25 protein-coding genes are annotated in these 26,122 nt (G+C 71.2%); 8 read left to right on the top strand and 17 right to left on the bottom strand.

What is annotated here, in order from left to right; all coding sequences use genetic code 11:
* Positions 1-6 precede the first annotated feature (6 nt).
* From pilO to AB0J72_RS09120, 8 genes are all read right to left on the bottom strand, one after another.
* A complete protein-coding gene (gene pilO / locus AB0J72_RS09155) occupies positions 7-552 on the bottom strand; it encodes a type 4a pilus biogenesis protein PilO (RefSeq protein ID WP_363396581.1) in 546 nt (181 codons plus the stop codon).
* On the bottom strand, positions 552-2,525 hold the full coding sequence (locus AB0J72_RS09150) for a hypothetical protein (protein WP_363396579.1): 1,974 nt from the start codon (positions 2,523-2,525) through the stop codon (positions 552-554). The genes pilO and AB0J72_RS09150 overlap by 1 nt, the downstream gene beginning before the upstream one ends.
* A complete protein-coding gene (gene pilM, locus AB0J72_RS09145; RefSeq protein ID WP_363396576.1) occupies positions 2,522-3,544 on the bottom strand; it encodes a type IV pilus assembly protein PilM in 1,023 nt (340 codons plus the stop codon). Before pilM ends, AB0J72_RS09150 begins: the two co-directional genes overlap by 4 nt.
* Before the next feature lie 21 nt (positions 3,545-3,565).
* Complete coding sequence (locus tag AB0J72_RS09140; protein WP_363396573.1) at positions 3,566-4,342, bottom strand: prepilin peptidase; 777 nt, start codon at positions 4,340-4,342, stop codon at positions 3,566-3,568.
* Positions 4,343-4,422: 80 nt separating this feature from the next.
* The gene (locus AB0J72_RS09135) at positions 4,423-4,920 is read right to left on the bottom strand and encodes a prepilin-type N-terminal cleavage/methylation domain-containing protein (protein ID WP_363396570.1); all 498 of its coding nucleotides are present in this window, start codon (positions 4,918-4,920) and stop codon (positions 4,423-4,425) included.
* Between the two features lie 96 nt (positions 4,921-5,016).
* Entirely contained in the window at positions 5,017-6,249 is a 1,233-nt protein-coding gene (locus AB0J72_RS09130) for a type II secretion system F family protein (protein ID WP_363396567.1), read from the bottom strand.
* Between the two features lie 54 nt (positions 6,250-6,303).
* Positions 6,304-7,389, bottom strand: coding sequence for a type IV pilus twitching motility protein PilT (locus AB0J72_RS09125; protein ID WP_363397110.1), 1,086 nt, complete (start codon positions 7,387-7,389; stop codon positions 6,304-6,306).
* Positions 7,390-7,435: 46 nt separating this feature from the next.
* The gene (locus AB0J72_RS09120; RefSeq protein WP_363396564.1) at positions 7,436-9,106 is read right to left on the bottom strand and encodes an ATPase, T2SS/T4P/T4SS family; all 1,671 of its coding nucleotides are present in this window, start codon (positions 9,104-9,106) and stop codon (positions 7,436-7,438) included.
* A 189-nt stretch (positions 9,107-9,295) separates the two neighbouring features.
* On the opposite strand from AB0J72_RS09120, the gene AB0J72_RS09115 reads away from it, so the two are divergent.
* On the top strand, positions 9,296-10,456 hold the full coding sequence (locus tag AB0J72_RS09115) for a hypothetical protein (protein ID WP_363396561.1): 1,161 nt from the start codon (positions 9,296-9,298) through the stop codon (positions 10,454-10,456).
* A gap of 98 nt (positions 10,457-10,554) precedes the next feature.
* Here the strand turns inward: AB0J72_RS09115 and AB0J72_RS09110 are convergent, their stop codons facing one another.
* Both AB0J72_RS09110 and AB0J72_RS09105 read right to left on the bottom strand, forming a co-directional pair.
* A complete protein-coding gene (locus tag AB0J72_RS09110) occupies positions 10,555-11,403 on the bottom strand; it encodes an NAD(P)-dependent oxidoreductase (protein ID WP_363396558.1) in 849 nt (282 codons plus the stop codon).
* 10 nt (positions 11,404-11,413) lie between these two features.
* A complete protein-coding gene (locus AB0J72_RS09105) occupies positions 11,414-12,004 on the bottom strand; it encodes a TetR/AcrR family transcriptional regulator (protein ID WP_363396555.1) in 591 nt (196 codons plus the stop codon).
* Positions 12,005-12,175: 171 nt separating this feature from the next.
* On the opposite strand from AB0J72_RS09105, the gene AB0J72_RS09100 reads away from it, so the two are divergent.
* Entirely contained in the window at positions 12,176-13,306 is a 1,131-nt protein-coding gene (locus tag AB0J72_RS09100) for an NAD(P)/FAD-dependent oxidoreductase (protein ID WP_363396552.1), read from the top strand.
* Between the two features lie 854 nt (positions 13,307-14,160).
* Positions 14,161-14,499 (top strand): hypothetical protein, encoded by a 339-nt coding sequence (locus AB0J72_RS09095; protein WP_363396549.1) that lies wholly within the window; start codon positions 14,161-14,163, stop codon positions 14,497-14,499.
* A gap of 553 nt (positions 14,500-15,052) precedes the next feature.
* Here the strand turns inward: AB0J72_RS09095 and AB0J72_RS09090 are convergent.
* From AB0J72_RS09090 to AB0J72_RS09080, 3 genes are all read right to left on the bottom strand, one after another.
* Entirely contained in the window at positions 15,053-16,030 is a 978-nt protein-coding gene (locus AB0J72_RS09090) for a winged helix DNA-binding domain-containing protein (protein ID WP_363396546.1), read from the bottom strand.
* Positions 16,031-16,164: 134 nt separating this feature from the next.
* Positions 16,165-16,713, bottom strand: a complete 549-nt coding sequence (locus AB0J72_RS09085) for a Clp protease N-terminal domain-containing protein (protein ID WP_363396543.1) — start codon at positions 16,711-16,713, stop codon at positions 16,165-16,167.
* On the bottom strand, positions 16,713-16,955 hold the full coding sequence (locus tag AB0J72_RS09080) for a helix-turn-helix domain-containing protein (protein WP_363396540.1): 243 nt from the start codon (positions 16,953-16,955) through the stop codon (positions 16,713-16,715). The genes AB0J72_RS09085 and AB0J72_RS09080 overlap by 1 nt, the downstream gene beginning before the upstream one ends.
* A gap of 62 nt (positions 16,956-17,017) precedes the next feature.
* On the opposite strand from AB0J72_RS09080, the gene AB0J72_RS09075 reads away from it, so the two are divergent.
* The 3 genes from AB0J72_RS09075 to AB0J72_RS09065 all read left to right on the top strand — a co-directional run bounded on the left by AB0J72_RS09075 (position 17,018) and on the right by AB0J72_RS09065 (position 19,515).
* Positions 17,018-17,995: a 2-oxoglutarate and iron-dependent oxygenase domain-containing protein gene (locus AB0J72_RS09075; RefSeq protein WP_363396537.1), complete on the top strand. Its 978-nt coding sequence runs from the start codon at positions 17,018-17,020 to the stop codon at positions 17,993-17,995.
* 110 nt (positions 17,996-18,105) lie between these two features.
* The gene (locus AB0J72_RS09070; protein WP_363396534.1) at positions 18,106-18,231 is read left to right on the top strand and encodes a hypothetical protein; all 126 of its coding nucleotides are present in this window, start codon (positions 18,106-18,108) and stop codon (positions 18,229-18,231) included.
* 63 nt (positions 18,232-18,294) lie between these two features.
* Positions 18,295-19,515: an LCP family protein gene (locus AB0J72_RS09065; protein ID WP_363396531.1), complete on the top strand. Its 1,221-nt coding sequence runs from the start codon at positions 18,295-18,297 to the stop codon at positions 19,513-19,515.
* A 1,952-nt stretch (positions 19,516-21,467) separates the two neighbouring features.
* On the opposite strand, the gene AB0J72_RS09060 is transcribed toward AB0J72_RS09065, so the two are convergent.
* A complete protein-coding gene (locus tag AB0J72_RS09060; RefSeq protein WP_363396528.1) occupies positions 21,468-23,792 on the bottom strand; it encodes a M28 family peptidase in 2,325 nt (774 codons plus the stop codon).
* A gap of 152 nt (positions 23,793-23,944) precedes the next feature.
* On the opposite strand from AB0J72_RS09060, the gene AB0J72_RS09055 reads away from it, so the two are divergent.
* Positions 23,945-24,325 carry a DUF6401 family natural product biosynthesis protein gene (locus AB0J72_RS09055; RefSeq protein WP_344506112.1) on the top strand — a complete coding sequence of 127 codons (381 nt, stop codon included), beginning with the start codon at positions 23,945-23,947 and terminating at the stop codon, positions 24,323-24,325.
* Between the two features lie 38 nt (positions 24,326-24,363).
* Positions 24,364-24,960, top strand: coding sequence for a hypothetical protein (locus AB0J72_RS09050; protein WP_363396523.1), 597 nt, complete (start codon positions 24,364-24,366; stop codon positions 24,958-24,960).
* Here AB0J72_RS09050 and AB0J72_RS09045 read toward each other — a convergent pair.
* Genes AB0J72_RS09045 through AB0J72_RS09035 form a run of 3 tightly spaced genes read right to left on the bottom strand, consistent with a single transcriptional unit; the run spans position 24,957 to position 26,078 of the window.
* Positions 24,957-25,235 (bottom strand): Smr/MutS family protein, encoded by a 279-nt coding sequence (locus AB0J72_RS09045; RefSeq protein WP_363396520.1) that lies wholly within the window; start codon positions 25,233-25,235, stop codon positions 24,957-24,959. The genes AB0J72_RS09050 and AB0J72_RS09045 overlap by 4 nt on opposite strands.
* A gap of 4 nt (positions 25,236-25,239) precedes the next feature.
* Positions 25,240-25,626: a rhodanese-like domain-containing protein gene (locus AB0J72_RS09040; RefSeq protein WP_363396517.1), complete on the bottom strand. Its 387-nt coding sequence runs from the start codon at positions 25,624-25,626 to the stop codon at positions 25,240-25,242.
* The gene (locus AB0J72_RS09035) at positions 25,623-26,078 is read right to left on the bottom strand and encodes a cysteine dioxygenase family protein (protein ID WP_363396514.1); all 456 of its coding nucleotides are present in this window, start codon (positions 26,076-26,078) and stop codon (positions 25,623-25,625) included. The genes AB0J72_RS09040 and AB0J72_RS09035 overlap by 4 nt, the downstream gene beginning before the upstream one ends.
* Positions 26,079-26,122: the final 44 nt, after the last annotated feature.

Below are 26,122 nucleotides of genomic sequence, written 5' to 3'. Positions count from 1 at the left end.
TGTCCGCTACTTCCCGGTGGCGTAGAACGCCTGGATGGTCAGGGTCAGTGAGGTGCGCCCCTCGGTGGTGGCCAGGTTCGCGGTGCCGACCAGCAGCGCCCGGGGCTGCACCTTCTGCAGCTGGTCGAGGAACGGTTCGATCTTCGCGGCGGGACCGGCGGCCGTCAGGCTGATCGGCAGCGCGTGCACCGTCAGCGGCCCGGCGACGGCGAGGTCGGTCGCGCCCCCGACGCTGACCCCGCTGACGGTGACCCCGGTCAGGTCGCCCGCGGTCTGCACCTGGCGCAGCAGCGCCGCCACCGAGTCCGATGCCGGCAGCGCGTCGAGGTCCTTGCTCAGCTGTGCGGTGTACTGCCCGAGGTTCCGGTTCTCCTTGTCCAGGTCCGCGATCCGGGTGCGCAGCTTCGCCACCTCGACGGTCGTCTCGCCGGCCTGCGTTCTGAGGTCCTCGGCCTCCTGGTACCGCGGCTGGATGAAGAAGTAGTAGCCGGCCACCAGAAGGATGGCGGCGGTGAACGCGCCACCGAGGATCCAGAGCCGTTCGGGTCGCATCACTTGCCTCCGGACGCGCTCGGGGCCGCGCTGGGTGAGGTGAACCGCCCGCCGAGGGCCGCCTTGGTGATGTCGACGCGGATGGTGAAGTGGAGCCCGGTGTCGTCCTGGGTCGTCTCGGAGGGGAAGGGGTTGGCCAGCCCGGCGACCGTGCCGAGGGTGTCGACGTAGGCCGCGACCTCGTCCTTGGACGGCGCCGTGCCGGACAGGGTGAGCGTGCCGACCACGTCGCCGGCGTCGCCCGCGGGGTCCTCCAGGTTCAGCGAACCGGTCACGTTCGCCACCGCGACGTTCTTCGGCGCCGCCTTCCGCAGCGCGACGAGCAGGGCCGACCACGACATGTCCCGCTCCATCACGATCCCCAGCTGGGTCGTGATGTCCTTGATCTGCTGGCGGGTCGACTCCAGCTGCGTGTAGGTCGCCTTCTTGCGGTTCAGGTCGCGCCGGCTGTCCTGCACGGCGGTCAGCTCCGACTGCGCGTCGCCGGTCTGGGCGTCGGCGACCACGTACCACCCGAGCAGCAGCGCGACGCACACCGCCACGCCGGCGAGCACGAGCCGCCGCACCATCCGCAGCCGGCGCAGCTCCGTGATCTCCAGGGGCAGCAGGTCGGCGGCGATCGGCAGGATCCGCATCGTCCGTGCCGTCGCGTCGGGAAACGCGGGATGCGGCGCGCTCTCACGGGCCTTCTTCGCCGGTACGGGCGGTGCCGGCCCGTCCTGCGCGGCGCCCGGTGTGCTCTGCTGCGCGGCGTGGACCACCGCGGGCACGGCGGGCTGGACCATGGTCGCGGCGTCTTCGGCCGCCCGCGCCGGTGGCGCGGGGTGGACGGCGGCCTGCAGCGCCGCCGGCAGGGTGTCCTGAGCAGGCCCTGCGGCGGGGTGGCCGGATGGCTGGGCGGGCCACGCGGCGGGCTGCGTCGCGCCGGCCCCGGCGGTGGGCGGCAGCACGGGCGCGGTGCCAGGCGCGGGGGCCGGCGGCGTGGGGGCGGGCGGCATCGACGGCGGGACCGGCCGCGGTGGCGGCGGCACGCTGGCCTCCGGGAGCCCGGGCGGGGGCGCGACCGGGTGCGGGGGGCCGGGGCGTGGCGCGGTCTCCGGCGGCGTGGCCCCCGGTGGCATGGTCGCGGCCGGCATGGTCCGTGCGGTCACGGCGGGTGGTTGCGGCTCGGGGGCCGGGCGTGGCTTCGCGGGCGCGGTGAACTGGACGCCGGGCAGCGACCTGGTGGGGTCCGCGGAGGCGTCGGCCTCCTCCGGCGGCGCGGGCGTGACCGGCGGCGGAGTGTGCGGCGGTCGGGCGGCGAACCGGTCGGCGCCCGGCTGGGAGGCAGGCTGGGAGGCCGGAGAGGTCGGCTGCGGCGCCCACGTCTCGGCCGGCTGCGTCCGGGCCTCGGCCGCGCGGTCCCAGGTCTCGATGGGCTGGGTGCGGGCGTCGAGGGTGGCGGCCGGCTCGCCGGTGCCGGGCAGGATGAGCTCTCCGGCGATGTACCGGGGGAACTCCCGCCGCGGCGCGGCCGTGTCAGCCGCCGCCGACCGCGAGACGAGTGCCGCCGGGGCCGCCGCGGTGAGCGGCGGCAGTTCGACCCGCGCCTGCGGGTGGCCCGTGGCTTCGGGGCCGGTGGCTGCGGCGCCCGCGTTTGCGGGATCCGTGGCGTCCGGGGTGGCGGGCGGCCACGCCGGTGGCGGGCCCGACGGCACGACCGGCACGAGACGCTCCGGCTGCGTCGCCGGTGCCGCCTGCCACCAGCCGCTGTCGAGGGGGTCGGTGAGCGGGTCGGCCGGCCGGTCGCCGTTCGGCGGCACCGGCTGGTAGCCGCCCTGGGGCGGTTCGGTGCCGGTCGGCCGGTAACCGCCCCGGGGCGGCGCCGCCGGGCCCGGGTCGTGGTCGTCGTTGTCCGGGTCGTCGTCCCAGGACGGCAGGACGATGCCGGTGAGCTTGCGCTCCGGCTCCTCCTCCCACCAGGTGCCGCTCACGACGCGCCCGCCAGGGTCATGCCGACCGAGACGGCGGCGGACGCGCGGACCTGCTCGAGGCTGCCGTGCCGGACCCGGCGCAGGCCGCGCACCCGCATCACGGGGTCGACCGCGATCACCTCCACGCGCAGCTGGGCCTGCAGGGCGTCCAGGAGCCCGGGCAGCATCGAGCCACCCCCGGACAGGGCGAGCCGGCTGACCCGGGCCTGCCGTCCGCCGGCGGTGAGGTACGCGAACGAGCTGCCGATCTCGTTGATGAGCGGCCGGACCGCGTCCTTGAGCGCCGACGCGGTCTGCCCGTCGGTGTCGGTGCGCAGGCCGATGCGGCACTTGAGCTCCTCGGCCTGCTCGGCCGGGATGTCGAGCCGGTCGGCGACGGTCTTGGTGATCTCGTTGCCGCCGCGGGGGATGGTGCGCACGATGAGCGGCTCGCCGTCGTGGTGCACGATGACGCTGGTCGCGTGGGCGCCGATGTCGACCAGGGCCTCGACGTGCTCGTCGAGGCGGGACGCGGCGCGCAGCAGCGCGAACGAGGACAGGTCCACCCGGACCACGCGGAGCTTCGCCGCCTCGATGGCCCGGATGGCGGCGAGGACCGGCTCCTTCGGCGCGGCGACGAGCAGGCCGCGCACGGTGTCGCCGTCGGGGTCGGCGAGGGGGTAGAAGTCGATGAGCGACTTCTCCGGCGCGAGCGGCAGCGCGTCGCGGACCTGGAACGGCAGCGACTTGCGCATCTCCTTCGCCGGCAGGTTGGCGACCGTGGTCTCGCGGACCACGACCTGCTGGTGGGTGACGCCGAGCGCGACCTTGCGGCTGCGGAACCGATGCGTGGACCACAGCTGCTTCAGCGCCGTGGTGACGGCGTGCTCGTCCTGGACGGCGCCGTTCTGCACCACGCCGGGGCCCAGCAGGACGTGGCCGAAGTTGCTGATGACCGGCCCGTCCTTGCTGTTGCTGGTCTCCGCCGCACGGATGGACGTCGTGCCGATGTCCAGTCCGATGAGGTTGACGGCAGCCATCGTGCTCCTTAGAAAAGACCGTCAGGCGGGCAGGAGGATGGAGGTGTACCAGTCGGCGATCGGCGCGGCCGCGAAGAGCGCGACCAGCGCCCCGGCGAGCATCGACGGGCCGAAGGGCACCGCGGTCTTGCGCCCGGCACGGCCGCCGGCCATCAGCGCGATCCCGGCGATCCCGCCGAGGAGGAACGCCGCCAGGGTCCCGACGGCGAGCGGCGCCCAGCCCAGCCAGCCGAGGTACAGGCCCAGCACGCCGGCGAGCTTGACGTCGCCGAAGCCCATGCCGCCCGGGTACACCAGGGACAGCAGCAGATAGAAGGCGAAGAGCACCGCCATGCCCACCAGGCCACGCAGCCCCGCGGACCAGTCCCGCTCCAGCACCACGGCGGGCAGGAACAGGGCCGGCACCACCAGGTAGGACGGCAGGACGATCGCGTTGGGCAGGCGCAGCACGTCGAGGTCGATGAGGGCCAGGGCGACCGCGATCGCGGCGAAGTACAGCCAGGCGGGCAGCGCCGCCGACCAGCCCAGGCGGGCGGTGACGGCGACGAACAGCGCGGCCGTGCCGAGCTCCACCAGGGGGTAGCGGACGCTGATCGGGGCCCGGCAGTCGGCGCAGCGGCCGCGCAGCAGCAGCCAGCCGAGCAGGGGGACGTTGTGCCAGGGCCGGACCGGCGTCGTGCACTGTGGACAGTGCGAGGCCGGCCGGAGCAGTGACTCGCCGCGGGGGACGCGGTGGATGACGACGTTGAGGAACGACCCGATCGCGAGGCCGAGCACGCCGACGAGCGCGAGCAGCATCAGCGTGCTCCTTTCTTTGCGTCAGAGCCGGGTGTGGCGGCCCGTTGGAGACGGGCCGCCACAGCGTCGGACTGGACTGATCAGGGCGTCGCGGGCGCAGCGGCACCGATGCAGTCGGGAAGGTTGTCGTCGCTGGTCTTCTTGACCGAGCCGCCGACTGCGCTCTCGTACTTGTACACGACCTTGCCGTCCGCGTTCATGCCGCAGATGCGGTAGGTACCGGTGGTGAGCTCCTTGTACAGGAGGGTGTTGCCGGGCGAGAGGGTCGCGATCTGCTTGGACCCCGTGCCGGTCTTCGGCTCGAACGACACGCTGGCGCCGGCCGTGCCGACCGTGAGGACGTCCTTCGGGTACGTGTTGCCGTTCTCGGTGTAGAACTGCTCGACCGCGCTGACCGCGGCGCGGACGTCGGACTCGGCGGACTTGTTCGCCGCGCCCTTCCGGTAGTTCAGGTACATGGGGACGGCGATCGCGACAAGGACGCCGATGATCACGACAACGACGAGGAGTTCGACGAGCGTGAATCCGCTGTCTCCGGCGGCACGCTTCTTCTGCATCCTGCGCAGCGTTTCCTTCATGGGTGAGCCTCCTGCTCCTGCATGGGGTGTGGTGGTTGCGGCGAGGCTCCGCTGCCTGGCGCGCCGTTCGTTTTCAGTGGTGCTCAGGTGCTGTTCTCAGTTGCTCTGGATGTTCTGGTAGATCGAGAACATCGGCAGGTAGAGGCAGATGATCATCCCGCCGACCACGCCACCCATGACGAGCACCATGATCGGTTCGATGGACGCGGTGAGTGCGTCTGCCGCGCTGTCCACCTCTCGGTCGTAGAAATCGGCAACCTTCTCCAACATCTGACTGATTTGGCCGCTTTCTTCGCCGACTTCGACCATTTGCACGACCATCGATGGAAAGATCTTGTGGGTGCCGAGCTGCGAGGACATCGGCCGGCCCTCGCGCACCGCGTTCTGGAGATCGGCCATGGCGTTGCTGATGACAGCGTTTCCGGTGGTGGCGCCGACCACATCCAGGGCCTGCAGCACCGGCACGCCGACGCCGAGCAGGGTGCCGAGGTTGCGCGAGAACCGGCTCAGCGCGATCTTCGTGAACAGCGGCCCGAAGACCGGCAGCTTCAGCTTGATCTTGTCCACCCGCAGCCGTACCGCCGGGTTCGCCGCCATCATCTTCCGCAGCGTCACCGTGACCACGACGAACACGGCGACGATGAGCGGGCCCAGCCAGAAGAGCGTGTGACTGGCGTTCACGATGATCTTCGTGGGGAGCGGGAGCTCGCCGCCGAGCTGTTTGAACATCTTCTCGAAGATCGGCACGATGAAGATGAGCACCGCGCTGATCATCACGACGGTGAAGAGGAGCACGATCACGGGGTACGTGAGCGCGCTCTTGATCTTCCCGCGCAGCTGGGCGTCCTTCTCGAAGTTCGTGGCGATGCGGTCCAGGGCGTTGTCGAGGAAGCCGCCGGTCTCGCCGGCCCGGATCATCGCCACCATCAGCGTCGGGAAGACCTTCGGGTGCTTGCCGAGCGCGCCGGACAGCGACATGCCGCCCTCGATGTCGAGCCGGACCTCGCCGACCGCCTTCTTCAGCGACGGCTTCTGCGCCTGCTCCTCCAGCACCGCCAGGGAGCGCAGGAGCGACATGCCGGACTGCGTCATCGTGGCGAACTGGCGGGAGAACACCGACAGGTCCTTGAGCGTCGTCCGGTCGCCGAGCCCGGGGATGGTGATGTCGCGCTTCATCAGCGTGTCGGCGCTGGTGATGGCGAGCGGCGTCAGGCCCTGCTGGCGCAGCAGTTGCGCGGCGGCGAGCTCGTTGGACGCCTCGATCTTGCCCTTGGCGCGCTTCCCGTCGTGGTCGATCGACTGGTAGTCGAACGTCTTCGTAGCGGTCATGCCGTCACCTCGCGTCGCTCGCCGATTCGTTCGCTTCGCTCGCTCATGACGGGCTCACATCCGGCCGGCGAGACGGCGGAACTCCTCCGCCGAGTGGCACATCTCCAGCGCCGTCTCGTACGTGACGAGCTGCTGGCGAACCCGCTCGGCCAGGTGCTGGTCGAACGAGAGCATCCCGTCGTTGCCGCTGGACTGCATGAACGACGGGATCTGGTGGTTCTTGCCCTCACGGATCAGGTTCCGGATCGCCGGCGTGGCGAACATGATCTCCGTGACGATCGTGCGGCCCTGCCCGTCGGCGCGCGGCGCGAGGGCCTGCGTGACGACGCCCTGCAGCGCGTTGGACATCTGCGCCCGCACCTGCTGCTGCTGGTGCGGCGGGAAGATGTCGATGACCCGGTCGACGGTCTGCGCCGCGCTCTGCGTGTGCAGCGTCGCCAGGACCAGGTGACCGGTCTCGGCCGCGGTCAGCGCCGTCGACGTCGTCTCCAGGTCGCGCAGCTCGCCGACGAGGATGATGTCGGGGTCCTGGCGCAGCGCGTGCTTCAGCGCCATCGAGAACGACGTCGTGTCCGCGCCCACCTCCCGCTGGTTCACCAGGCAGCGCTTGTGCTCGTGCAGGAACTCGATCGGGTCCTCGATCGTCACGATGTGCGAGGAGCGGGTCCGGTTCGCCAGGTCCAGGATCGCGGCCAGGGTCGTCGTCTTGCCCGAGCCGGTCGGCCCGGTCACCAGCACCAGCCCGCGGTGCAGGTGCGCGAACCGCGCCACCTGCTCCGGCACGCCGAGCTGGTCGAGGGGCTTGATGTTGTGCGGGATCGCCCGGAACGCCGCACCGAACGAGCCGCGCTGCGCGTACAGGTTGACCCGGAAGCGCGACACGCCCTCGATGGCGTAGGCGAAGTCGAGCTCCTGGATCTGCTCGAAGTGCTTCCACTGGCTCTCGTTGAGCACGGCGGCGCGGACCAGCATCTCCGTGTCGGCGGGCGTGAGGTCGTCGTAGCCCGGCAGGTACCGCAGCCCGCCGTTGATCCGCACCGTCGGCGGCGCCCCGACGGTCAGGTGCAGGTCGGAGCCGCCGACGCGGACGAGCGACACCAGCATCGCGTCGAGCGAGGCGCGCTCGTCGCTGGTCACCATGGTCTCCACACGCGGCCCATCGGCAGTGCCCCGGCCGTGTTGAGGGTTACACGGCGACCCGGACGACCTCCGGGATCGAGGTCTGCCCCTCGGCGGCCTTCGCCAGCCCGTCGAGGCGCAGGTCGATGAGCCCCTCCCGGCGGGCGACGGCCTGGATCTCGTGCGCCGAGGCCCGGTCGATCGCCAGCTTCTCGATCTCCGCGGAGACCGGCATGACCTCGTGCAGCGCGATCCGGCCCCGGTAGCCGGTGTTGGCGCACGAACGGCACCCGACGGGTCGCCACAGCGTGCTGGGGGCGCCGAGGATGTCGTACGGCCACCGCGCGCCGACCAGCTCGGCCTCGGTCGGCTCGTACTCGGTGCGGCACCAGTCGCACAGCCGGCGCGCGAGCCGCTGCGCGAGCACGCAGTCGACCGACGAGCCGACCAGGAACGGCTCGATGCCCATCTCGACGAGCCGGGTGACCGCGCTCGGCGCGTCGTTGGTGTGCAGGGTCGACAGCACCAGGTGGCCGGTGAGCGCCGCCTCGACCGCCAGCTGCGCGGTCGTGCGGTCGCGGATCTCGCCGATGAGCACCACGTCGGGGTCGGAGCGCAGGATCGCCGGCAGCACCGCCGCGAACGTCAGGCCCGCCTTGTGGTCCACCTGCACCTGGTTGACGCCGGGCAGCCGGTACTCGACCGGGTCCTCCACGGTGATGATGTTGACCGTCGGCTTGCTGATCTCGGCGAGGGTCGCGTAGAGCGTCGTCGACTTGCCCGAGCCGGTCGGGCCGGTGACCAGCAGCATGCCGTGCGGCTTGTGGTACGACGCCGCGAAGCGCTCCGCGTTGGCCTTGCTGAAGCCGAGCTTCGCCAGCTTCAGGTCCATGCCGCTGGTGTCCAGGACGCGCAGCACGATCTTCTCGCCCCACACCGTCGGCAGCGTCGCGGTCCGCAGGTCGACCGCCCGCTGGTTGATCTCGACGGTGATCCGGCCGTTCTGCGGCACGCGCCGCTCGGTGATGTCGACGTTCGACATGATCTTCAACCGGGAGATCAGCGCCGACTGGACGTGCTTGGGCACGGTGTCGACCTCGTGCAGGACGCCGTCGATGCGGTACCGCACCCGCATGTTGTGCTCGCCGGGCTCCAGGTGCAGGTCGGACGCGCGGTTCACGATCGCCTGCTCGAGCAGCGAGTTGACGTACCGGACGATCGGCGCGTCCTCGTTGAGCGTCGTCAGGGCCGAGACGGCTGGCGTCGACTCCGCCCGCAGGCTCTCCGCGACCTCGCCGAGGTCGTTCTCCTCCCGCTTCAACCGGTCGATGATCTTGCGCAGTTCGGAGCGGGCCACCACGACCGGGCGGACCGTGAGGCCCGTCGCGGCGCGGACGTCATCCAGCGCCAGGACGTCACCCGGGTCGGTGATGCCGACGGTGATTTCGAGATCGTTGAGGGCGATGCCGAGGACCCGGTGCTTCAGGACGAGCGCCATCGGGATCTTCGTGATCGCCGCCGGATCGATCGGGTAACCGACCAGGTCCAGCGTCTGGATCCCGTACGCATCGGCGGACGCCTCGGTGAGCTGATCCTCGGTGACGATGTGGTCGTTGATGAGCACGGCGCGGATCGATCGCCCGGTGCGCTCCGCCTCCTCCGCCGCCCGGTCGACCGCCTGCGGATCCGCTCCACGTTCCTTCAGCGCGTCCAGCAACGGACTGAACGTCTGGTACATCTCACCCCCGAGTCCTCAACGGCATCATCGGCACCGATCCGGGTGACTTTCGGGATTCACCCCCGCCGGATGGTCGGTGCGCGTTGACGCGCCGCGTCCCCGTCATGAGGATGCTTCGCTGTGTCGGTTGCCGTCGTCGAAGATCCGTTGCCCGGCAAAATCAGTGTGTGGCGCGCGAGATGGGTCCTGATGCGCTACGGACGCCCCCCAGGGGCCCCACCGGAGGGAGTCGCCGCGACCGGAACGCTGTTGGCCCTGGTCACCGAGGTTGCCGCCCGGGTCGGGGTGGCCGCCCCCGACGCGGTCCTGCTCACCGGCCACGGCGTCGTCCGCGCCTGGGCCAGCCGCCGCCGGCGGGTCCTGCTCGTCGGGCTGCCGCTGCTGTACTGCCTGACCATCGACGAGATCCGCGCGCTGGTCGCGCACGAGCTCGCCGTCGTCGACCACCGCCGCGCCCACCTCGTCGCGCGGCTGCGGGACCTGTACGAGGAGGCCGCCGACCCGTCGCGCGTCGAGCTGCCCCCGCGGGCGGCGGCGGTGCTGCGCGCCACCCGCGAGTTCGCCACCGCCCTGGAGCGCAAGGCCGACCAGGCCGCCAGCAGCGCCTCCGGGCTGCACACCGCGGCCCGCGCGGTCGTGAAGGCCGACCTGGCCGAGTTCGAGTTCGCCGACCTCGCCTTCGACCTGGAGGAGCAGGTGTGGCAGCACGCGTCGGCGGCGATCCAGGACGTCCATGACGGCTGGCGCGCCGCGATCCGCGTCGGCGCGGTCCTCGCGTCCGTCGACGACGACACCCGGACCACCCTGATGAACCGGCACCCGAACCTCGCCGGCGCCATCGCGCCGCTGACCGCCGCGCACCTGTCGCTGCGGGCCGCGGACCTCGTGCCCCTCGACCCGCTTCCGGCCGCCGACGAGCGGGCCCTGGCCCGGCACGTCCTGCGCCGCTCACCGGCGGAGTGGACCACGTTCGCCGCGGTGCCGGCCACCGCCTGGCCCGGCTGGGTCGTCCGGCAGGCGCGCGCCGTGCACGACCAGGTCGCCACCCTGCTGGGCCGGCCGGCGAACGGCGACGCGGAGGTCGTCGAGGTGCTGCTGACCCGCCTCGACGAGCTGGTCGCCGCGAACTGGCCGGCGCAGCCCGAACCCCCGACCGAGCCCGAGGACCTCGACGCGACCCCGTCCGTGGTCGTGGTGATGGAGGCGGCGCTCACCTCCCGCGGCTGGCGCCGCGTCCACCCCGCCACGCCCGGCGTCCTGGCCTCGGAGTCGGGCATGGAGTGCAACCTGCACGAGCTCGCGGTCTCGCCGACGGCGCTGCCCGAGCTCCTGGCGCTGCTGTCCAGCTAGCGTTTCCCTGGTTTTCCCGGTTTTCCCGGTTTTCCTGGTTCCCTGGTTTCCCTGGTTTCCCTGGCGCGCTTCGGGTTTCCTTAGCGCGCTTCGGGCTTTCAGGCGCGCAGTTCGGTGCGCCAGGAGTGTCGCGGGTCGTAGCCGAGGACCTCGCGGGCCCGGTCGATGCAGAGCAGCGTCTCGAACTCGCCGAGCTCGCGGGTCAGCGGCACCTCCGGGAACACCTCGCGCATCAGCTCCGCCGACGGCCGGTCCATGATCGTGTCGGCGGCGGCGATCACGTACGAGCTCGCGCCCTCGACCGGCGCGTCGAGCGCGAGCCGGCAGGCGGCGGCCACGTCGCGCACGTCGACGTACCCCCACAGGTTCCACTTCCGCGAGTGCGGGTCGCTCCAGTAGCCGGGGACGGCGGCATAGTCCTCGGGCGCGTGGACGTTGGACAGCCGCAGGCCGACGAACGGGATGCCGCTCCACCCGGAGATCTCCCGGGCCAGGGTCTCGCCGACGACCTTCGACAGCGCGTAGGTCGTCGTCGGGAACGGGTAGTGCTCCTCGTCGACCGGCGCGAAGCGCGGGGGAGTGTCGAACGGCAGGCCCAGCGTCGTCTCGCTGGAGGACCACACGACCCGGCCCACGCCGGCGTTCTGCGCCGCGTGGAACACGTTGAAGTTCATCGCCGAGTTGCGGTTGAACGTCACCGCCGGCGGATACATGCCGGGCGCCGGGATGTTGGCGAGGTGCACGACGGCGTCGGCGTCCTGCACGACCTCGACCGCCTGGCCGTAGTCGGTCAGGTCGGCGACCATCATGGGGGTGCCGAGCTCGCTGAGGTGGCCGGCCTTGCCGACGGCGTCGGTGGCGACGACGTGGTGGCCGTGGGTGAGCAGGTCGGCGACGACCGCCCGCCCGGTCTTGCCGTGTGCTCCGGTGACGACGATCCGTGCCATGCCTACGTTTCTACCGCAGGCCCCGGTGCAGCAGTGCGGTGAGGGTGTCGATCGCCTCGTCGTCCGGCAGGCGCGGCTCGGGCGCGGTGAGGTGCGCGTAGGCGAACATCGCCAGCATCGCCCCCATCGCCTCGGCGACCACGGCGGGGCGGCCCGGCAGCGGGTGGCCGCGTGACGCGAGGAGCTCCAGGTGCTGCCGGAGGATCTCCGTGTCCTCGGCGAGGCGGGTGCGGGCCTGCCCGCTGAACGGCGCCTCCAGCATCGAGGACTGGAAGAGGGCGACCATCACCGGCAGGTGGGTCTTGAACGTGTGCCAGGCCGCGGCGACGTGGAAGCGCAGCTGCGCCTCGTCGGACAGGTCGTGGTCCGGGTCGTGGTCGGGGAGCGCCTCGCCGGCGGTGGCCTGCATGTCGGCCAGGAGCGCCCGCAGCAGCTCCTCCTTGCTCGCGAAGTGGTCGTAGAACGAGCCGACCGCCCGCCCGGCCTCGGCCGTGATGTCGCTGATCTTCGTGTTCAGGTAGCCGCGGGTGGCGAAGAGCCGCCGGGCGGCGTCCTTGAGCGCGGCGGAGGTCTGTGCCGCCTTCTCCCTGCGCGTGGCCATCGCGATCACGACCTCCTCTCCCTGACGGCCGCCCTCTTGAGTGCCGCCCACTTGAGTGCCGCGCTCTTGAGTGCCGCGCTCTTGAGGGCCTCCCTCTTGACGGCCGACCGTAGCAGCCAGTAAAACTGAATTGTAGTTCACCGAATCGAGATTCAGTTTTAGGAGACGGGCATGGAGGCCATGGTCATCGGGGGCGGGGTCGCGGGCCCGGTCGCGGCGATCGCGCTGCGACGGATCGGGTGGGAAGTGACGGTGCACGAGGCGTACGCGGACCCGGCGGGCGACGTCGGGTCGTTCGTCAGCCTCGGCGACAACGGGCTGCGGGCCCTCGACGCGATCGGCTGCCGGGACGCGGTCGCCGCCAGCGGCACCCGGCTGCCGCTGCTACGACTGCGCAGCGGCCGGGGCAAGCTGCTCGGCGAGGCCGCCCGCGGGCGGGTGACGCTCATGCGCGGGCACCTGGTCGAGACGCTGCGCACCGTGGCCCTGGAGTCGGGCGCGCGGATCGTCACCGGCCGCCGGCTGACCGGCGTCGGCCCCGGGCGCACGGCCGCGTTCGCCGACGGCACCACCGCGACCGCCGACCTGATCGTCGGCGCCGACGGCATCCACTCACGGCTGCGGACCGTCATCGACCCGGCCGCACCGTCCGCGCACTACGCGGGCCTGTGGACGGCCGGCGGCCGCTCACCACACCCGGTCGACCCGGACGCGTTCACAATCACGTTCGGCGCGAAGGCGACGATGGTGTGCGCCCCGACCCCCAGCGGCACCCTGTGGGCGGCGCAGGTCCCCTCACCCACGCCACCCACCGGCACACTGGACCACGCCGCACTGGCGGCACTGTTCGACACCGACCACGGCCCGGCGGCCACCCTGGTCCGCACCACCGACCACTGGCACCCCCGCACCGTGATGCATGCACTGCCGGCCGGCGTACCACGCTGGCACCGCGACGGCATGCTCGTCCTCGGCGACGCGGCCCACCCGATGGGCGCCGGCCAGGGCGCCAACCTCGCCGTCGAGGACGCGGTCGTCCTCGCCCGCTGCCTACGCGACACCCCCGACCTGAACACGGCCCTCACCCACTACGAAACCCTGCGCCGCCCCCGAACCACCCAGATGCTGAAGTTCGCCGGCGCAAACCGCGACGCAAAGATCGCCACCCCCTTCGCCGCCCGCATCCGCGACCTGACAATGCCCTTCTTCTTCCGCCGCTTCGCAACGACCTCCAGCGCCTGGATGCACGACTACGACGTCGAATGGAACAAGTCCAGCACCCCGCCCCCGCCGTCAACATGACGCCAGCCACCCCCACCACCGACCCCCCTCGTAGAAGACCGGCGCGTGGATGCAGCGAACTCCGTCAACGCCTCGACCTCGACGTCGCCCTACCGACGCCCGACGCCATCAGCCTTCTCGAGCACCTCCAGCTTCGGCACCCCGCGGAGAAGGCCGACGCGCGGGCGCACAACCACGGCATCGAATGGAACGCCGTCAGTGCCTCGGCCTAGTGTCGACGTAGGGGTGGTTCGGCGCCGGCGGCTTCTCAAACGGCTTCCGTCCCGGCGGGTTTGCGAAGAAGGACAGCGCATGACGCATGACGCACGGCGTCGAACGGAGGTCGGTCTGCCCCCCGGCCTTGGTGTCGGTGGGACGCGGTGGTGCCGAGTGGAGCACGGCCACTGCCTCGACCTCGGCGTTGACATGACGGTGGGCCGGGCGCCTGCGGCTCCTCGGCCGGCTTCCGTCCTGGTGGTTTGCGTGATGGGCGACGCATGGATGGACGGTTGCAGTGCCGAGCGGAATGCGGTCAGCGCTCCGGATTCAGTGCCGACATGACGGCGGCGGATGCGGCATTGGGTGAATGCCGTCAGCCTCGCGGCTTCGGTGTTGACGTGGCGGTGGACCGACGTCGGCCGCTTCTCGAACGGCTCCCATTCCGGCGGTTGCGGAGATGACGGCGCGTGGATGCACGGTGCGGTGTCGAGCGGAACTCGGTCAGTGCAGTGGGTTCGGTGTCGGTGTGGCGCGGGTGCGGCGTTGAGTGGAAGGCATTCAGCGTCGCGGCTTCGGCGTTGATGTGGCGGACCGGCGCCGGGCGGCTTCTCAAGCGGCTCCCGGACCAGCGGCTTGCGGAGAAGGTCGGCACGTAGGTGTACGACTACGGTGTTGAGCGGAATGTGGTCAGCGTTGTGGTTCGGTGTCGGCGTGACGCCGGGTGGTTGCGGTGTCGAGTGGAGCGCGGTCGGTGCTGCGGCTTCGGTGTCGACGTGGCAGTGGACCGGCGCTGGCGACTTCTTGAGTGCCTTCCGATCCGGTTGCTTGCGGTGATGGGCGGCGCGTGGATGTGCGTCGGCGTCGTCGAGTGGGACCCAGTCAGCGCTGTGGATTCGGTGTGGGTGTGGTGTGAGTGCGGCGTTGAGTGGGAAGGCCGGGGCCGCGGCTTCGGTGTTGATGCGACGGTGGGCCAGCGCTGGCGGCTCCTTGAGTGACTACCGTTCTGGTGGTTTGCGGAGATGGCGGCGGGTTGATGCGCGGGTGCGGTGTCCGGTCAGCGCCGTGGGTTCGGTGTCGGCGTGACGCGGGGTGGGTGCGGTGTTGAGCGGGACGACGTCGGGCCGCGGCCTTGGTGTTGACGTGGCGGTGGGCCGGCGCTGGCGGCTTCCCGAGCGGCATCCGTCGAGGCGGTTGCGGTGATGGGCGGCGCGTGGATGTGACGGCGTCGTCGAGTGGGAGACAGTCAGCGCTGTGGTGTCGGTGTGGGGCGGGTGCGGCGTTGAGTGGAAGGCCGGGGCGTCGCGGCTTCGGTGCGGACGTGGCGGTGGATCGGTGCTGGCGGGTTCTTGAGGGGCTTCCGTTCCGGTGGTTTGCGCAGATGAGGGCGCGTGGATGTGTGACGACGGCGTCGAGTGGGACGCGGTCGGGAGCGCGGCTTCGGTGTTGACGTGGCGGTGGATCGGCGCTCACGGATTCTTCTTGAGCGGCCCCCGTTCCTGTGGTTGTGGAGATGGGTGGTGTGTGGCGGCGGCGGTGAGTGGGACGGGGTCAGGGCCTTGGCTTTGGTGGTGGTTTGGGGCGGGGTGGGGGTGGTGTCGTGTGGAAGGCGGTCAGGGCCTCGGCTTCGGTGTTGACCTGGCGGCGGACCGACGCCGGTAGCTTGTCGAACGGCTCCCACGACACGACGCCGGTCTTGCTGACCGTCCAGGTGCCGGCGACCTGGCCGTCGACGAGGAACGTGCCGATCGACTGGGGCATCCGTACGTGGAACACCTTGGTGCGGTGCTCCTCCGGCAGGATCAGGGTCCGGCGGGCGTGTGCGAGCAGCGTCGCGTCGTAGGTGGGCAGGAACCGCACCGGCGCCGGGGTCTCCGGGTCCGGCAGCGGCTGGTCGGGCAGGTCGACGAGCTCCCGTCCGCGCTCGTCGCGGAACCGGCGCAGCTCCATCGTCGCCAGGACCTTGGCGACGTCGGTGACGCTCAGGCCGGCCCAGTCGGCGATCTCGGAGCGGTGCGCCGGGCCGAACCCGCCGAGATACCGGCGCACCAGCAGCTCCCGGGCTGCTTCGACGGTGATCTCGGGCGGGCTGACCCAGTCCTCCGCCAAGCCGAACAGGTCCGCGCGGCGGCGGGCCCAGGTGCCGGTCGGGGGCACGCGGACCATGTCGAGATGCATGCCGACGCCGCCGCGGACCTCCGGGCCGTAGAGCTGGTCGATCTCGGCCCGCTTGACCGGCCGCTCCCGCAGGAGCTCGCGCAGGCTCTTCGCGGCCTCGGTGAGCTCCGCGGGGCCGACGCTGTTGCGGATGACGCGGTGGTACCAGTCGCGCCGGGCGTCCCGGATCGCGATCAGGAACGGCCAGAAGTCGGCCCGCGAGACGAGGTGGATGGTGGCGCGCAGGATGGTCGCCTGGACGACCTCGCGGGCTTCCAGGAGCCGGGTCAGCGACTCCCGCTCGAAGCCTTCGATCCGGGTCCACAGCCCGATGTACATGGACGGGGCATACTGCGCCTGGAGCCCCGCCATCGTCTCCAGGACGGTGGGGGCGTCAGCTCGTACACGAGACGCCAACGACTGACGGGCAAGCAAAGCGCGGTTGAGGTGTCGCCACGTCAGCGTCCGTTCCATGCAGACACTCAAGCACAGGGGTATGACAAGAATCAGGCGACGTTACGCAGGGCGGCCTTGACGAGCTCCATGGTGCGGTCGTAGCTCATGCCCTGCTCGCGCAGGAGCCGGCCGCCGGTGCCGCGCTCTTCGCGCAGGATGCCGAGCAGGAGGTGCTCGGTGCCGATGTAGTTGTGCTTCATGGACAGCGCGACCCGAAGCGACAGCTCCAGCGCCTTCTTCGCGTCGTTGCCGAAGCGGTTGGGCAGCTTGCTGCGCCGGAACAGGAAGCCGCCGCGCCGGGGCGGCTCGGCCTGCTCGAGGGCGCCGGGGCCGAACGTCTGCTCGACGCTGCTGCGGACCGCGTCGAGGTCGATGCCGATCGAGCGCAGCGCGGCCGCGTCGTCGGTGCCGGTGAGGGTGGCGACGAACCCTTCGCGTTCCACGGCGCACGCCTGCAGTACATCGGCGGCGATCCCGCCGACCGTGAACATGGCGAGGACCAGGTGTTCGGTGCCGACCGTCCGGTGGCCGAGCGTGTTGGCCTCCTCGTGCGCGTTCTGGACCGCGGTGCGGGCGCGCTGGGTGAACCGTTCGAACATCACTGTGCTCCTGTCTCTGGTACCGGTGTCACTGTCCGGTTCGCGTGCTTCTTGTGGACCGCCTGGCGCGTCACGTCGAGGGCGTCCGCGATCTCCTGCCACGACCAGCCGTGCCGGCGGGCGTTGTCGACCTGGAGCACCTCGAGCGCGTCGGCGAGGCGGCGGAGCGCCACTGCCGCCCGCAGCCCGACTCTGGGATCGGGGCTGGCCGCGGCGTCGGCGAGATCGCCTGCTTCCGTCATGTGTCAACCGTAGTTGACGGCGTCGGTACGTGTCAACCGTAGTTGACAACTACGCTCCTGGCATGGACGCGCTGCCGGTCATCGACATCTCCGACCTGGACTCCGCCGCCCGCGGCATCGAGACGGCCTGCCGCGACAACGGCTTCTTCTACGTCACCGGCCACGGCGTGCCGTCGTCGCTGACCGACCGGCTCGACACGGCGGCGCGGGCGTTCTTCGACCTGCCGCTGCCCGCCAAGATGGAGATCGCGATGGCCCGCGGCGGCCGGGCGTGGCGCGGGTTCTTCCCCGTCGGCGCCGAGCTGACCTCCGGCGTCCCGGACCGCAAGGAAGGGCTCTACTTCGGCACCGAGCTCGGCCCCGACGCCCCGCAGGTCCGCGCCGGGCTGCCGCTGCACGGCGCGAACCTCTTCCCGGAGCAGGTGCCGGATCTGCGTCCGGCGGTGCTGTCGTACGTCACGCGAATGACCACGGTCGCGCAGACCGTGCTGCGAGGCGTCGCGCTGAGCCTCGGGCTGCCGGCCGGGTACTTCGCGGAGTCGTACACCGCCGACCCCACCGTCCTGTTCCGGATCTTCCACTACCCACCGTCCCCGCCCGACAGCGACGAGTGGGGAGTCGGCGAGCACACCGACTACGGGCTGCTGACGCTGCTGCTGCAGGACGGCAACGGCGGGCTCCAGGTGCGCACGCCCGACGGCTGGCTCGACGCCCCGCCGATCCCCGGCACGTTCGTGTGCAACATCGGCGACATGCTCGACCGGATGACCGGCGGATGGTACCGCTCGACGCCCCACCGGGTCCGCAACGTCAGCGGCAACGAGCGGCTGTCGTTCCCCTTCTTCTTCGATCCCGACTTCACCCGGCAGGTGCCGCCGCTGCCGAGCTCCGGTGGCTCCGAGGGTGCTCCGCGCTGGGACGGACAGGATTTGCGGGCATTCACCGGGACGTACGGCGAGTATCTGGTAGCAAAGGTGGGCAAGGTGTTTCCAGAGCTGTTCGCGGATACCCGTCACCAGGGGGTACCTCGCATCGGTTAGACCCTTGCAAGCTTGTACACGCAGGTCAGAGGGCTGGCACGATGACGGGAGCAAACCTGTTCACGGTGTACCTACCGTTTGAGTCACCACACCGCAACAGGAGGCCCCCGATGACCACCCCGACGCCCACCACGACCCGCAAGCTCACCAACCTCGACAGCGAGCAGGGCATGCTCGTGTTCCTCGCCGCGCTCGTGCTGCTCAGCATGATCGGCGTGATCGTCGTCGGCGGCTGAGCGGGGTTCCTGTCTTTTCGCAGAAAGTGCAATCGGCGGGACCCTTCATTCCGTCATGGGGGTATGACCTCCGACGCCTCGCTCGAACAGGAGCTGCGGGACGTGTTCCAACGCCACGAGCATCTCGCCGACGATCCCGGCTTCTCGCTGCGGCGTTCCCGCAAGGACCCTTGGTGGGCGCGCTCGCTGGTGGTGGCGGGCGCGCTCATGATGATCGTCGCGGGCGGCGCGTTCGTGGCGAAGGACGCCGTGATCGGCTACGCCACGAGCAACGTCAAGCAGGAGGACCTGATCGTCTCGGCCGCCGAGCAGCAGGGCCGGCACGTCACGATCAGCGGCGCGAAGAACATCCTGCTCATGGGCATCGACCCCCGCCCCGGCCAGGACGAGTCCGAGGCGATCCGCTCCGACTCGATCATCATCCTGCACATCCCGGCCTCGCACGACTCCGCGTACCTGGTCTCGATCCCGCGTGACACCTGGGTGAAGATCCCCAAGTTCAACAACGGCAAGAATTCGTACGCCGGCGGCCACGACAAGATCAATGGCGCCTTCGCCATCGGTGGCCTCGACACCACGGGCAAGGAGCAGCGCAAGTTCGGCGTCACCCTGCTCGCCGACACGATCAAGGAGAACTGGGGCATCACCTTCGACGCCGCCGCCATCATCGACTTCACCGGCTTCCAGAACGTCGTCAACGTCCTTGGCGGCGTCGACATGTACGTCGATCAGGAGGTCAAGTCGGTCCACATCGGCCACGACGCCAAGGGCGAGACCAAGGTCCCCTACATCCAGCGCGACAACGGCAGCGGCGGCACCACCCTCATCCCGATCTCCGGTGTCACGCCGCAGACGTACCACGTCGGCTTCCAGCACCTGGAGTCCTGGCAGGCGCTCGACTACGTCCGCCAGCGCGAGACCCTCCCGAACAGCGACTACGACCGCCAGCGTCACCAGCAGCAGTTCATCAAGGCCCTGTTCAAGCAGATCCTCAGCAAGGACGTCCTCACCGACCCCGTCAAGCTCAAGAAGGTCCTCGACGTCATCGGCCAGTCCATGACCATCGACTCCGGCGGCATCGGCCTCGACGACTGGATCTTCGCCATGAAGGGCATCACCGGCGACAACCTGCTGACCATCAAGACGAACAACGGCACCTTCTTCTCGTCCCCGCAGAACCCCTCCGCCGAAGCCCTGGACCCCACCACCCTCGCCCTGCTCGACGCGGTCCGCACCAACACCGTCCAGGACTTCATGTCCCAGCACACCGGCCTGATCTCCTAGAGGCTGTGCTTCCGCCCCACCGCTGCGCGGCGGGTCCCGGGGGGATTCTCACCCGCACCCCAATGCGCCGCTGCGCGGCGCACAGCCCGCGCGTCCCGCGCTGGCTGGGATCGCGCGTGCGCGCCGCATCCGGCGGCCGGCCTCGCGGGTGCCGGCCGTTACGGGAACCAGCACCCACGGGTGGCGAACTCGACGCGTCTGTGGAGGGTGACCGGGTCCGTGATCGAAGGATGGATCCGGCCACGCCGACGGCCAGAACCGTCCTTTGATCAAGCTGGGTCCGCGAAGATCGGCATTCGGAGCGCAGCCCGTCCGCGCGGCGGCGGCTTGACAATCGAAGCGTGGCGATGGCGGAACCCGGCAGGTGTGCGCCGCTGCCGCACAGATGGCGGGCGAGCCTGGACGGTTCTACCCGGAGGACGGCGGTCGAGCGGAAGTTGGCAATCCGGTCGAGAGAGGCAGCACTGACCTAGGGCGGGCTGCGGCTCGATGTGCGAGATGGCACCGGTGAGTGGCTGCGCGGCGGGCGGGACCAGATCGCGGTGGTGGCGGTGTCACCTTCCGTGCTGAAGTGGCTGCCGACGATGCCGGCGCAGGAGGTAACCCGCCCGAGAGCGCGGGCCGCTGTTGGGGCCGAGCGGGAACGCGGCCGGAAGGTCGGACGTGGTGATGACCGCTGCGGGCTTGCCGGATGGCCGCCGAAGATGACGGTGATGGGTGGGCCGAAGGTGGCGGCCACCTGAGGGGTCTTGCGGCTGCTGGGCGGTCGGGGGAGAGGCCGGCGGGACCGTAGCGGCGGCGACTGCTGGCTTGCCGGAGTGGTTGTCGACGGTGCCGGCAGCGGGCGGGCCGGGTGAAGCCGGGCAGGGAGGTGCGGGCGGAGTTCGTGGCGGCGGAGATCAGATCGTGGTGGATACGGCGGCGCACCGGCTCGAGTGGCTGTCGACGATGCAGGTGGTAGCTGGCGGGGCCGGAGGGAACGGGCGGCTGAGGGGAAGCGGCCGTTGGGTTGGGCCGTAGTGGCGGTGGCTGGTTGTTCGTTGGAGCGGTTGCAATAGGTGCCGGCGGTGGGCGGGCTGAGTGAAGTCGGCAGGGTGTCGAGGCCTCGTCGCTGCCATCGAGCAGAGCGGAGTTTCAGGGGGCCGGCGCGCTGACTGGAGTGGTTGCCGAAGATGCCGGGCGGAAGTGGCGGGTAGGCAGGACGTTGCTGTCGTTGATCGCGGGGCGGGCTCTGCGGGACCGGGTGGGGCTGCATGGCGGTGAGTTGGACTGTGGTGGTGTCGCCGTCCTTGCTGGAGTGGCTGTTGACGATGCCGGCGGGGTGGTGGTCGCCCCAGGGGAGGGCGGTTGCTGGGGGCTGTGGGGAGTGGCCGGCGAGGGCCGCCTGTTGTTGGGGTGGCTGTCGAAGGTGCCGGCGGTGGGTGGACTGGGTGGAGCCGGCCGGGTGTCGATGCCTCGTCGCTGCCATCGAGCAGGCGGAGTTTCAGGGGAGCTGGGCGCCTGTTGGGCAGGGAGGGGCGGGGCGGAGTTCGTGGCGGTGTCGAGGGTCAGGTCGTGGTGGCTGCCGAACGATGCCAGGACGAAGTGGCGGGTGGGGCCGGGCAAGGCGTTGAGGGCGTCGATCGTGGGGCGCGTCAGGGGAGCGGATGGGCCCCAAAGCGGTGGGTTGGGCCGTGGCGTTACCGCCCTTGCCGGAGTGGTGCCGGTCGCGGGCGGGCTGGGTGAAGGCGGGGCAGGGTCGAAGCCTGCCATTGAGCAGAGCAGGCTCAGGGGAGCAGGGCCTTGTGGGGAAGGAGGGGCGGACTCCGCGGGGCAGGGACGGGCGGTGTTTGTGGTGGGGGCTCCAGGACGGCCCCGCCGGCGGTGGAGGTCAGATCGTCGTAGCGACGACGGTGCGGTTGATGGGAGGTGGGGCCGCCCCCAAGAAAAGAAGGGCGGCCACGGTGGGTGGGTCAGATTGTGGTGGTGGTGGCGACGGCGGTGAGTTCGCTGGAGTGGCTGCCGAAGATGCCGACGGTTGGGGGGCGGGGGGTGAAGCCGGGCAGGGTGTCGAGGCCGTCGCTGCCGTCGACCAGGCGGAGCTTCAGGGGGCCGGGGCCCTGCAGGACGAGGGTGACCTCGATGCCGTCGGTGGGTGGGCCGTGGAAGACGACGCCGAAGCGGTTCTGGTCGGGGAGGTACGGGACGGCGTCGCGGCCGGCGACCGTGGCCTGCTGGACGCGGTGGGAGCCCGGCTCGGCGTAGAAGGAGACGAAGCGGACAGGGCGCTGGGAGGCGAGGCGGAAGGTGACGGTGCGGCGGTCGCCGGTGGTCGTGTCGGACAGGACGGTGGCGGTGGGGGCGGGCAGCGGGGCGGCCTCCGCCGGGCCGGTGGACAGCTCGCCGGCGGGCAGGACCGGGAAGAGCTCGTCGAGGGAGCGGTGGTCGCGGACATACCGCGAGGTCCAGGCGCCCGGGGACTGCTCCAGGCTGACCCACTGGGCGGTGCCGGTGTCGCGGTCCAGGGCGTACATGAGGTGGGTCGGCTCGGGGTGCGTGGCGTCGAACCGGTCGGCGACCATGCCGGTCGTGGTGCAGACGAGCGCGACCACGAGCGCCGCGAGCGCGGGGGTGGCGCCGAGAAGGCGGTGCCGGTCGGCGTCTGCGGGGCGGAAGAGGGGCTCCAGGGCGGGCAGGGCGGCGAGGCCGAGCAGGGCGGCGAAGAGCCCGGGGGCGGCGCCGGTCGCGAGGCCCAGGGCGGGGAAGAAGAGGGCGACGGTCGGGGCGAGGATCAGCACGGCGACGCCCGCGCCGGCGGTGAGGACGGCGGTGGCGAGCCAGGGGCGCGGCACGTACAGCGCGGCGATGCCCGCGAGGGCGCCGAACAGGGCGGGCAGCGCCACCAGGTAGGAGCCGCCGGGGATCGCCGCGGCGAAGACCAGGCCGAGCACGGCGAGCAGGCCGAGGGCGCCGGTGAACAGCGGGACGGGGCCCAGCCGGCGGCGGCTCAGCGCATACCAGCCGAGCAGGACGGCGGCGGTGAGCGCGACGACGCCGAAGCGGAACCAGGTGGGCCGGGCCGGGTCGAGCAGCTCGCCATAGCCGGGGCGCAGCGCGACCAGCAGCGTCCACAGCAGCTGGGCGGCGACCGCGACCGCGATGAGCGGCACGAGGGCGAGGCCGAGGCCGGCGAGGCTGCGGGGGACCGAGGTGAGGCCGCGGCGGCGGGCCAGGAACACCAGGGCGGCGACGGCGAGCAGGGCGAGGACGGCGATCGGCCAGGTGAGCGCGGCCGGGTAGCGCACCAGCAGGCCCGCGAACGGGAAGTACACCGCGTCGCCGGCGGCGGGGCGCAGCAGCGGCGGGAGGTCGGCGGCGCCGAGGGTGCGGGCGAGGGCGAGCGCGTTGTCGCCATGGTGCTGGAGGCTGGCCCGGTTCATCGTCGAGGGCCGGTCGAACGGGCTGTGGTAGACGCTGGAGCCGTCGATGTACGCCGTGTTGAGGCCGGTGAACCGCGACTGCCCCAGGAACGGGGTGAAGTCGGTGTCGTTGGACAGCAGCCGGTAGACCTCGACGGCGAGGCTGGTGCCGACCGGGTGCGGGGTGCGGGCATAGACGTCGATGAGATCGGCGTTGCCCACGGAGGTCTGGAACATGACGGCGGGGCCGCTGCTGCCGCGGGCCTCGAAGTTGAGCACGACGGACGGCTTCTGGCCGAGGGGGTGCCGGCTGACGAACGCCTCGGCGCCGCACAGGCAGGCCTCCTCGGCGTCGGTGAACAGGAACACGACGTCGTTGCGCGGCGGGGCGCCGGTCGTCATGGCCCGGGCGACCTCGAGCAGGGTGCTGCTGCCCGCGCCGTCGTCGTTGGCGCCGAAGCTGACCTGGACGGAGTCGTAGTGCGCCATGAGGACGACCTGGCCGGTGGAGGCGGAGCCGGGCAGGACCGCGACGACGTTGCGCACGCGGGCCATGCCGCCGTCGCCGAACTTGCCGGCGTTGACCCCCACGGTGTCCTGGACCTCGGGGCGCAGCCCATAGCCGGTGAGGGTCGCGACGATGTGCTCGCGGACCCGGTCGGCGGCGGGGCTGCCGGTGACGTGCACCTCCTGGCCGATCCGCTCGACGTGGGTGAACGCGCGGGCGGCGGAGAAGTCACCGGCGGGTGCGGAGGCGGACCGGGGCGCCGGCGGCTGGACGTCGGCGATGCCGAGGACGGCGAGCAGGGCCAGGACCGCGAGGGCCGCCGCGGCCGTGAGGGGTCGCCGCGGCGGTGCGGCGAAGCTTCGGTCGGACAAGGTGTGCCTCCTGTGGGGTGAGCACATTCTGCACGCCCCCACCGACAAAAAACCGTCTGCGGCGACCCGAACGGAGTGCGGTGGGTCATGAACGGGTGCCGGATGGTTGTTGGGGGCCCGGAAGCCCTCCGGACTGCCTAGCGTCATCGTCCATGAACAACGAACTCACCCCCGCCGCCCCGACCGCCTTCGACGCGAGCTACCTCGCCACCGCCGAGCTCGACGCCCGCTTCCACCTCGACCAGGTCATGGCGATGGTCGGCGTCGACGGCCTGGTGGCGGCCCTGGCGCAGCCGTTCCTGCTGGCGAAGGTCGACCAGCACGCCGCCGCGGTCCGGCAGAGCATCACCGCCGCCGGGAAGGCCGTCGACTCGATCTCCCTCGCCGGGTACGCCCGGAGCGTCATCGCCGTCCACCAGCGGCACGGCCGTCCGCTGCCGACCCCGGAGACCATCGACTGGCAGGACGCCGACTGGACCGTCCTGCGCCTGGTGGCGGTCTGCTCCCTCGCGGACGCGGTGGATGCGTTCTGAGAGGACAACCGAACCACCCGCACGCGCGTCGATGTGCCATGACACGCCTGCCGTCCCTCGCACTGATCGTCCTGCTCGCCGCCTGTACCCCGGAAGCAACCGGTACAGAAGCGCACAAAAGCCCCACAAATGCCGCGACCGCCAGCGCAACGGAGCGCCCAACCCCCACCCCGGCCGCGACGCCACAGCCCCGCCCGACAGGAAATTGGGCCGAGCCGACCACGAAGGTCACCGTCCCGCACAACCCGGCCGTCCCCCCGGTGCCGGTCCTGGTCGAGGTGCGCGCCGGTGACCACGCCGCCGACGGCTACGAGCGGATCACGTTCGCGTTCAGAGGCCCGCTTCCCTCGTACAGCTTCCAGATCGTGCGCCAGGTGGTGCGGGACGGCTCCGGAGACCCCGTCACCCTGCCCGGCACCACGAAGCTGAGCATCGTCTTCACCCCGGCCCGCAGCGAGGCCGGCACCGGCCCGCGCGACGTCGGCTACCGCCGCCTGCGGGGCTACGAGCAGGTCGGCGACTACGAGGGCTACGTCAGCTACGGCCTCGGCGTCGAGGGCACCGCGCAGGTCCGGTACGGCGAGAGCACCCGCCCGGACGGGACGAACGTGGTCGCACTGGACATACGGGTCTAGCGGCGGCCGCGACCCGAGGACTCGTTCCACCGGAAGTGGACGAAGAGCCGGCCGAAGTTGTCGGAGTCCTTCTCCACCCGGTGGTACAGCGCCTTGATCTCGCGCTGGTCGAGGAAGCGCAGGACCCGCTTCTTCAGCGCCCCCGACCCCTTCCCGGGGATGATCTCGACGAGGGTGGCCCGCTTGGCCACCGCCTCGTCGATGATCCCCTTCAACGCGCGTTCGATGTCGCCGCTGCGGTTGAAGATGTCGTGGAGGTCCAGCTTGAGCTTCACGCCCCTAGTCTGACACCGGCCCGCCGGACACCGGCAGCCCAGCACGCTTCCACGCCTGGAAGCCGCCGGCGAGGTCGGTCGCCCGGTGCAGGCCCAGGTCCTGCAGCGAGGCCGCGGCGAGCGAGGACGTGTAGCCCTCGGAGCAGAAGACGACGACGGGCAGGTCGAACCGGTCGGCGACGGGCAGCCGCGCGTCGCTGCGGGGGTCGAAGCGCCACTCCAGCACGTTGCGCTCGACGATCAGCGCGCCGGGGATCTCCCCTTCGAGCGCCCGCTGCGCGGCCGGGCGGATGTCGACGAGGACCGCGTCCCCGGGCACCTCGGCCGGCGTCACGCGGGTCAGCCGCGACCGGGCGGACGCCAGGATCTCGTCGATGGAACGCCCGCTCACCAGTCCGCCCCCGCCTGTTGGATGGCCTCCACACTAAGCCGCCCCTCGTGCAACCGGTAGCGGGTCATCACCGTGAGCGCCGGGCTGTACGCGTGGACGGTGATCGCGGGGCGCGTCCCGGCGTTGACGACCCGGTGCACGTGGTGCGCGCCGAAGCGCCGCCCGGACCCGGCGGACATCGTGGTGTTGAGCAGCGACCCGTCCCGCACCGTCTGCTCGACGACCTCGCCGGACACGACGGTGAACGCGCCGGACGACCCGCCGTGGTCGTGCAGGTCGGTGGCCTGTCCGGGCAGCCAGGTGAGCAGCCACACCTCGTGGTCGTCGGCGGCGTACAGCTTGCCGTACCAGCGCTGGCGGGGGTTGAAGCGGGGTTCGAACGGCCAGGACGCCGGATCTTCGGCGTGCCAGCGTGCGACGGAGAGCAGGTCCGTCCGGGTCGAGACTGTCATCGCAGATTCTCCAGTATTCGCATCTACTTAGTAGGAATTAGTAC

The organism is Dactylosporangium sp. NPDC049742, assembly GCF_040674675.1.
GTDB classification, from domain to species: Bacteria; Actinomycetota; Actinomycetes; order Mycobacteriales; family Micromonosporaceae; genus Dactylosporangium; species Dactylosporangium maewongense.
This window is presented reverse-complemented; position numbering and strand designations above follow the sequence as displayed.

Bases quoted from the DNA above. Each gene is read 5' to 3' on its own strand.
- pilO (WP_363396581.1), bottom strand. From the start codon at position 552: ATGCGACCCGAACGGCTCTGGATCCTCGGTGGCGCGTTCACCGCCGCC.
- pilM (WP_363396576.1), bottom strand. From the start codon at position 3,544: ATGGCTGCCGTCAACCTCATCGGACTGGACATCGGCACGACGTCCATC.
- AB0J72_RS09140 (WP_363396573.1), bottom strand. From the start codon at position 4,342: ATGCTGCTCGCGCTCGTCGGCGTGCTCGGCCTCGCGATCGGGTCGTTC.
- AB0J72_RS09135 (WP_363396570.1), bottom strand. From the start codon at position 4,920: ATGAAGGAAACGCTGCGCAGGATGCAGAAGAAGCGTGCCGCCGGAGAC.
- AB0J72_RS09130 (WP_363396567.1), bottom strand. From the start codon at position 6,249: ATGACCGCTACGAAGACGTTCGACTACCAGTCGATCGACCACGACGGG.
- AB0J72_RS09125 (WP_363397110.1), bottom strand. From the start codon at position 7,389: ATGGTGACCAGCGACGAGCGCGCCTCGCTCGACGCGATGCTGGTGTCG.
- AB0J72_RS09120 (WP_363396564.1), bottom strand. From the start codon at position 9,106: ATGTACCAGACGTTCAGTCCGTTGCTGGACGCGCTGAAGGAACGTGGA.
- AB0J72_RS09115 (WP_363396561.1), top strand. From the start codon at position 9,296: ATGCGCTACGGACGCCCCCCAGGGGCCCCACCGGAGGGAGTCGCCGCG.
- AB0J72_RS09110 (WP_363396558.1), bottom strand. From the start codon at position 11,403: ATGGCACGGATCGTCGTCACCGGAGCACACGGCAAGACCGGGCGGGCG.
- AB0J72_RS09105 (WP_363396555.1), bottom strand. From the start codon at position 12,004: ATGGCCACGCGCAGGGAGAAGGCGGCACAGACCTCCGCCGCGCTCAAG.
- AB0J72_RS09100 (WP_363396552.1), top strand. From the start codon at position 12,176: ATGGAGGCCATGGTCATCGGGGGCGGGGTCGCGGGCCCGGTCGCGGCG.
- AB0J72_RS09090 (WP_363396546.1), bottom strand. From the start codon at position 16,030: ATGGCGGGGCTCCAGGCGCAGTATGCCCCGTCCATGTACATCGGGCTG.
- AB0J72_RS09085 (WP_363396543.1), bottom strand. From the start codon at position 16,713: ATGTTCGAACGGTTCACCCAGCGCGCCCGCACCGCGGTCCAGAACGCG.
- AB0J72_RS09080 (WP_363396540.1), bottom strand. From the start codon at position 16,955: ATGACGGAAGCAGGCGATCTCGCCGACGCCGCGGCCAGCCCCGATCCC.
- AB0J72_RS09075 (WP_363396537.1), top strand. From the start codon at position 17,018: ATGGACGCGCTGCCGGTCATCGACATCTCCGACCTGGACTCCGCCGCC.
- AB0J72_RS09070 (WP_363396534.1), top strand. From the start codon at position 18,106: ATGACCACCCCGACGCCCACCACGACCCGCAAGCTCACCAACCTCGAC.
- AB0J72_RS09065 (WP_363396531.1), top strand. From the start codon at position 18,295: ATGACCTCCGACGCCTCGCTCGAACAGGAGCTGCGGGACGTGTTCCAA.
- AB0J72_RS09055 (WP_344506112.1), top strand. From the start codon at position 23,945: ATGAACAACGAACTCACCCCCGCCGCCCCGACCGCCTTCGACGCGAGC.
- AB0J72_RS09050 (WP_363396523.1), top strand. From the start codon at position 24,364: ATGACACGCCTGCCGTCCCTCGCACTGATCGTCCTGCTCGCCGCCTGT.
- AB0J72_RS09035 (WP_363396514.1), bottom strand. From the start codon at position 26,078: ATGACAGTCTCGACCCGGACGGACCTGCTCTCCGTCGCACGCTGGCAC.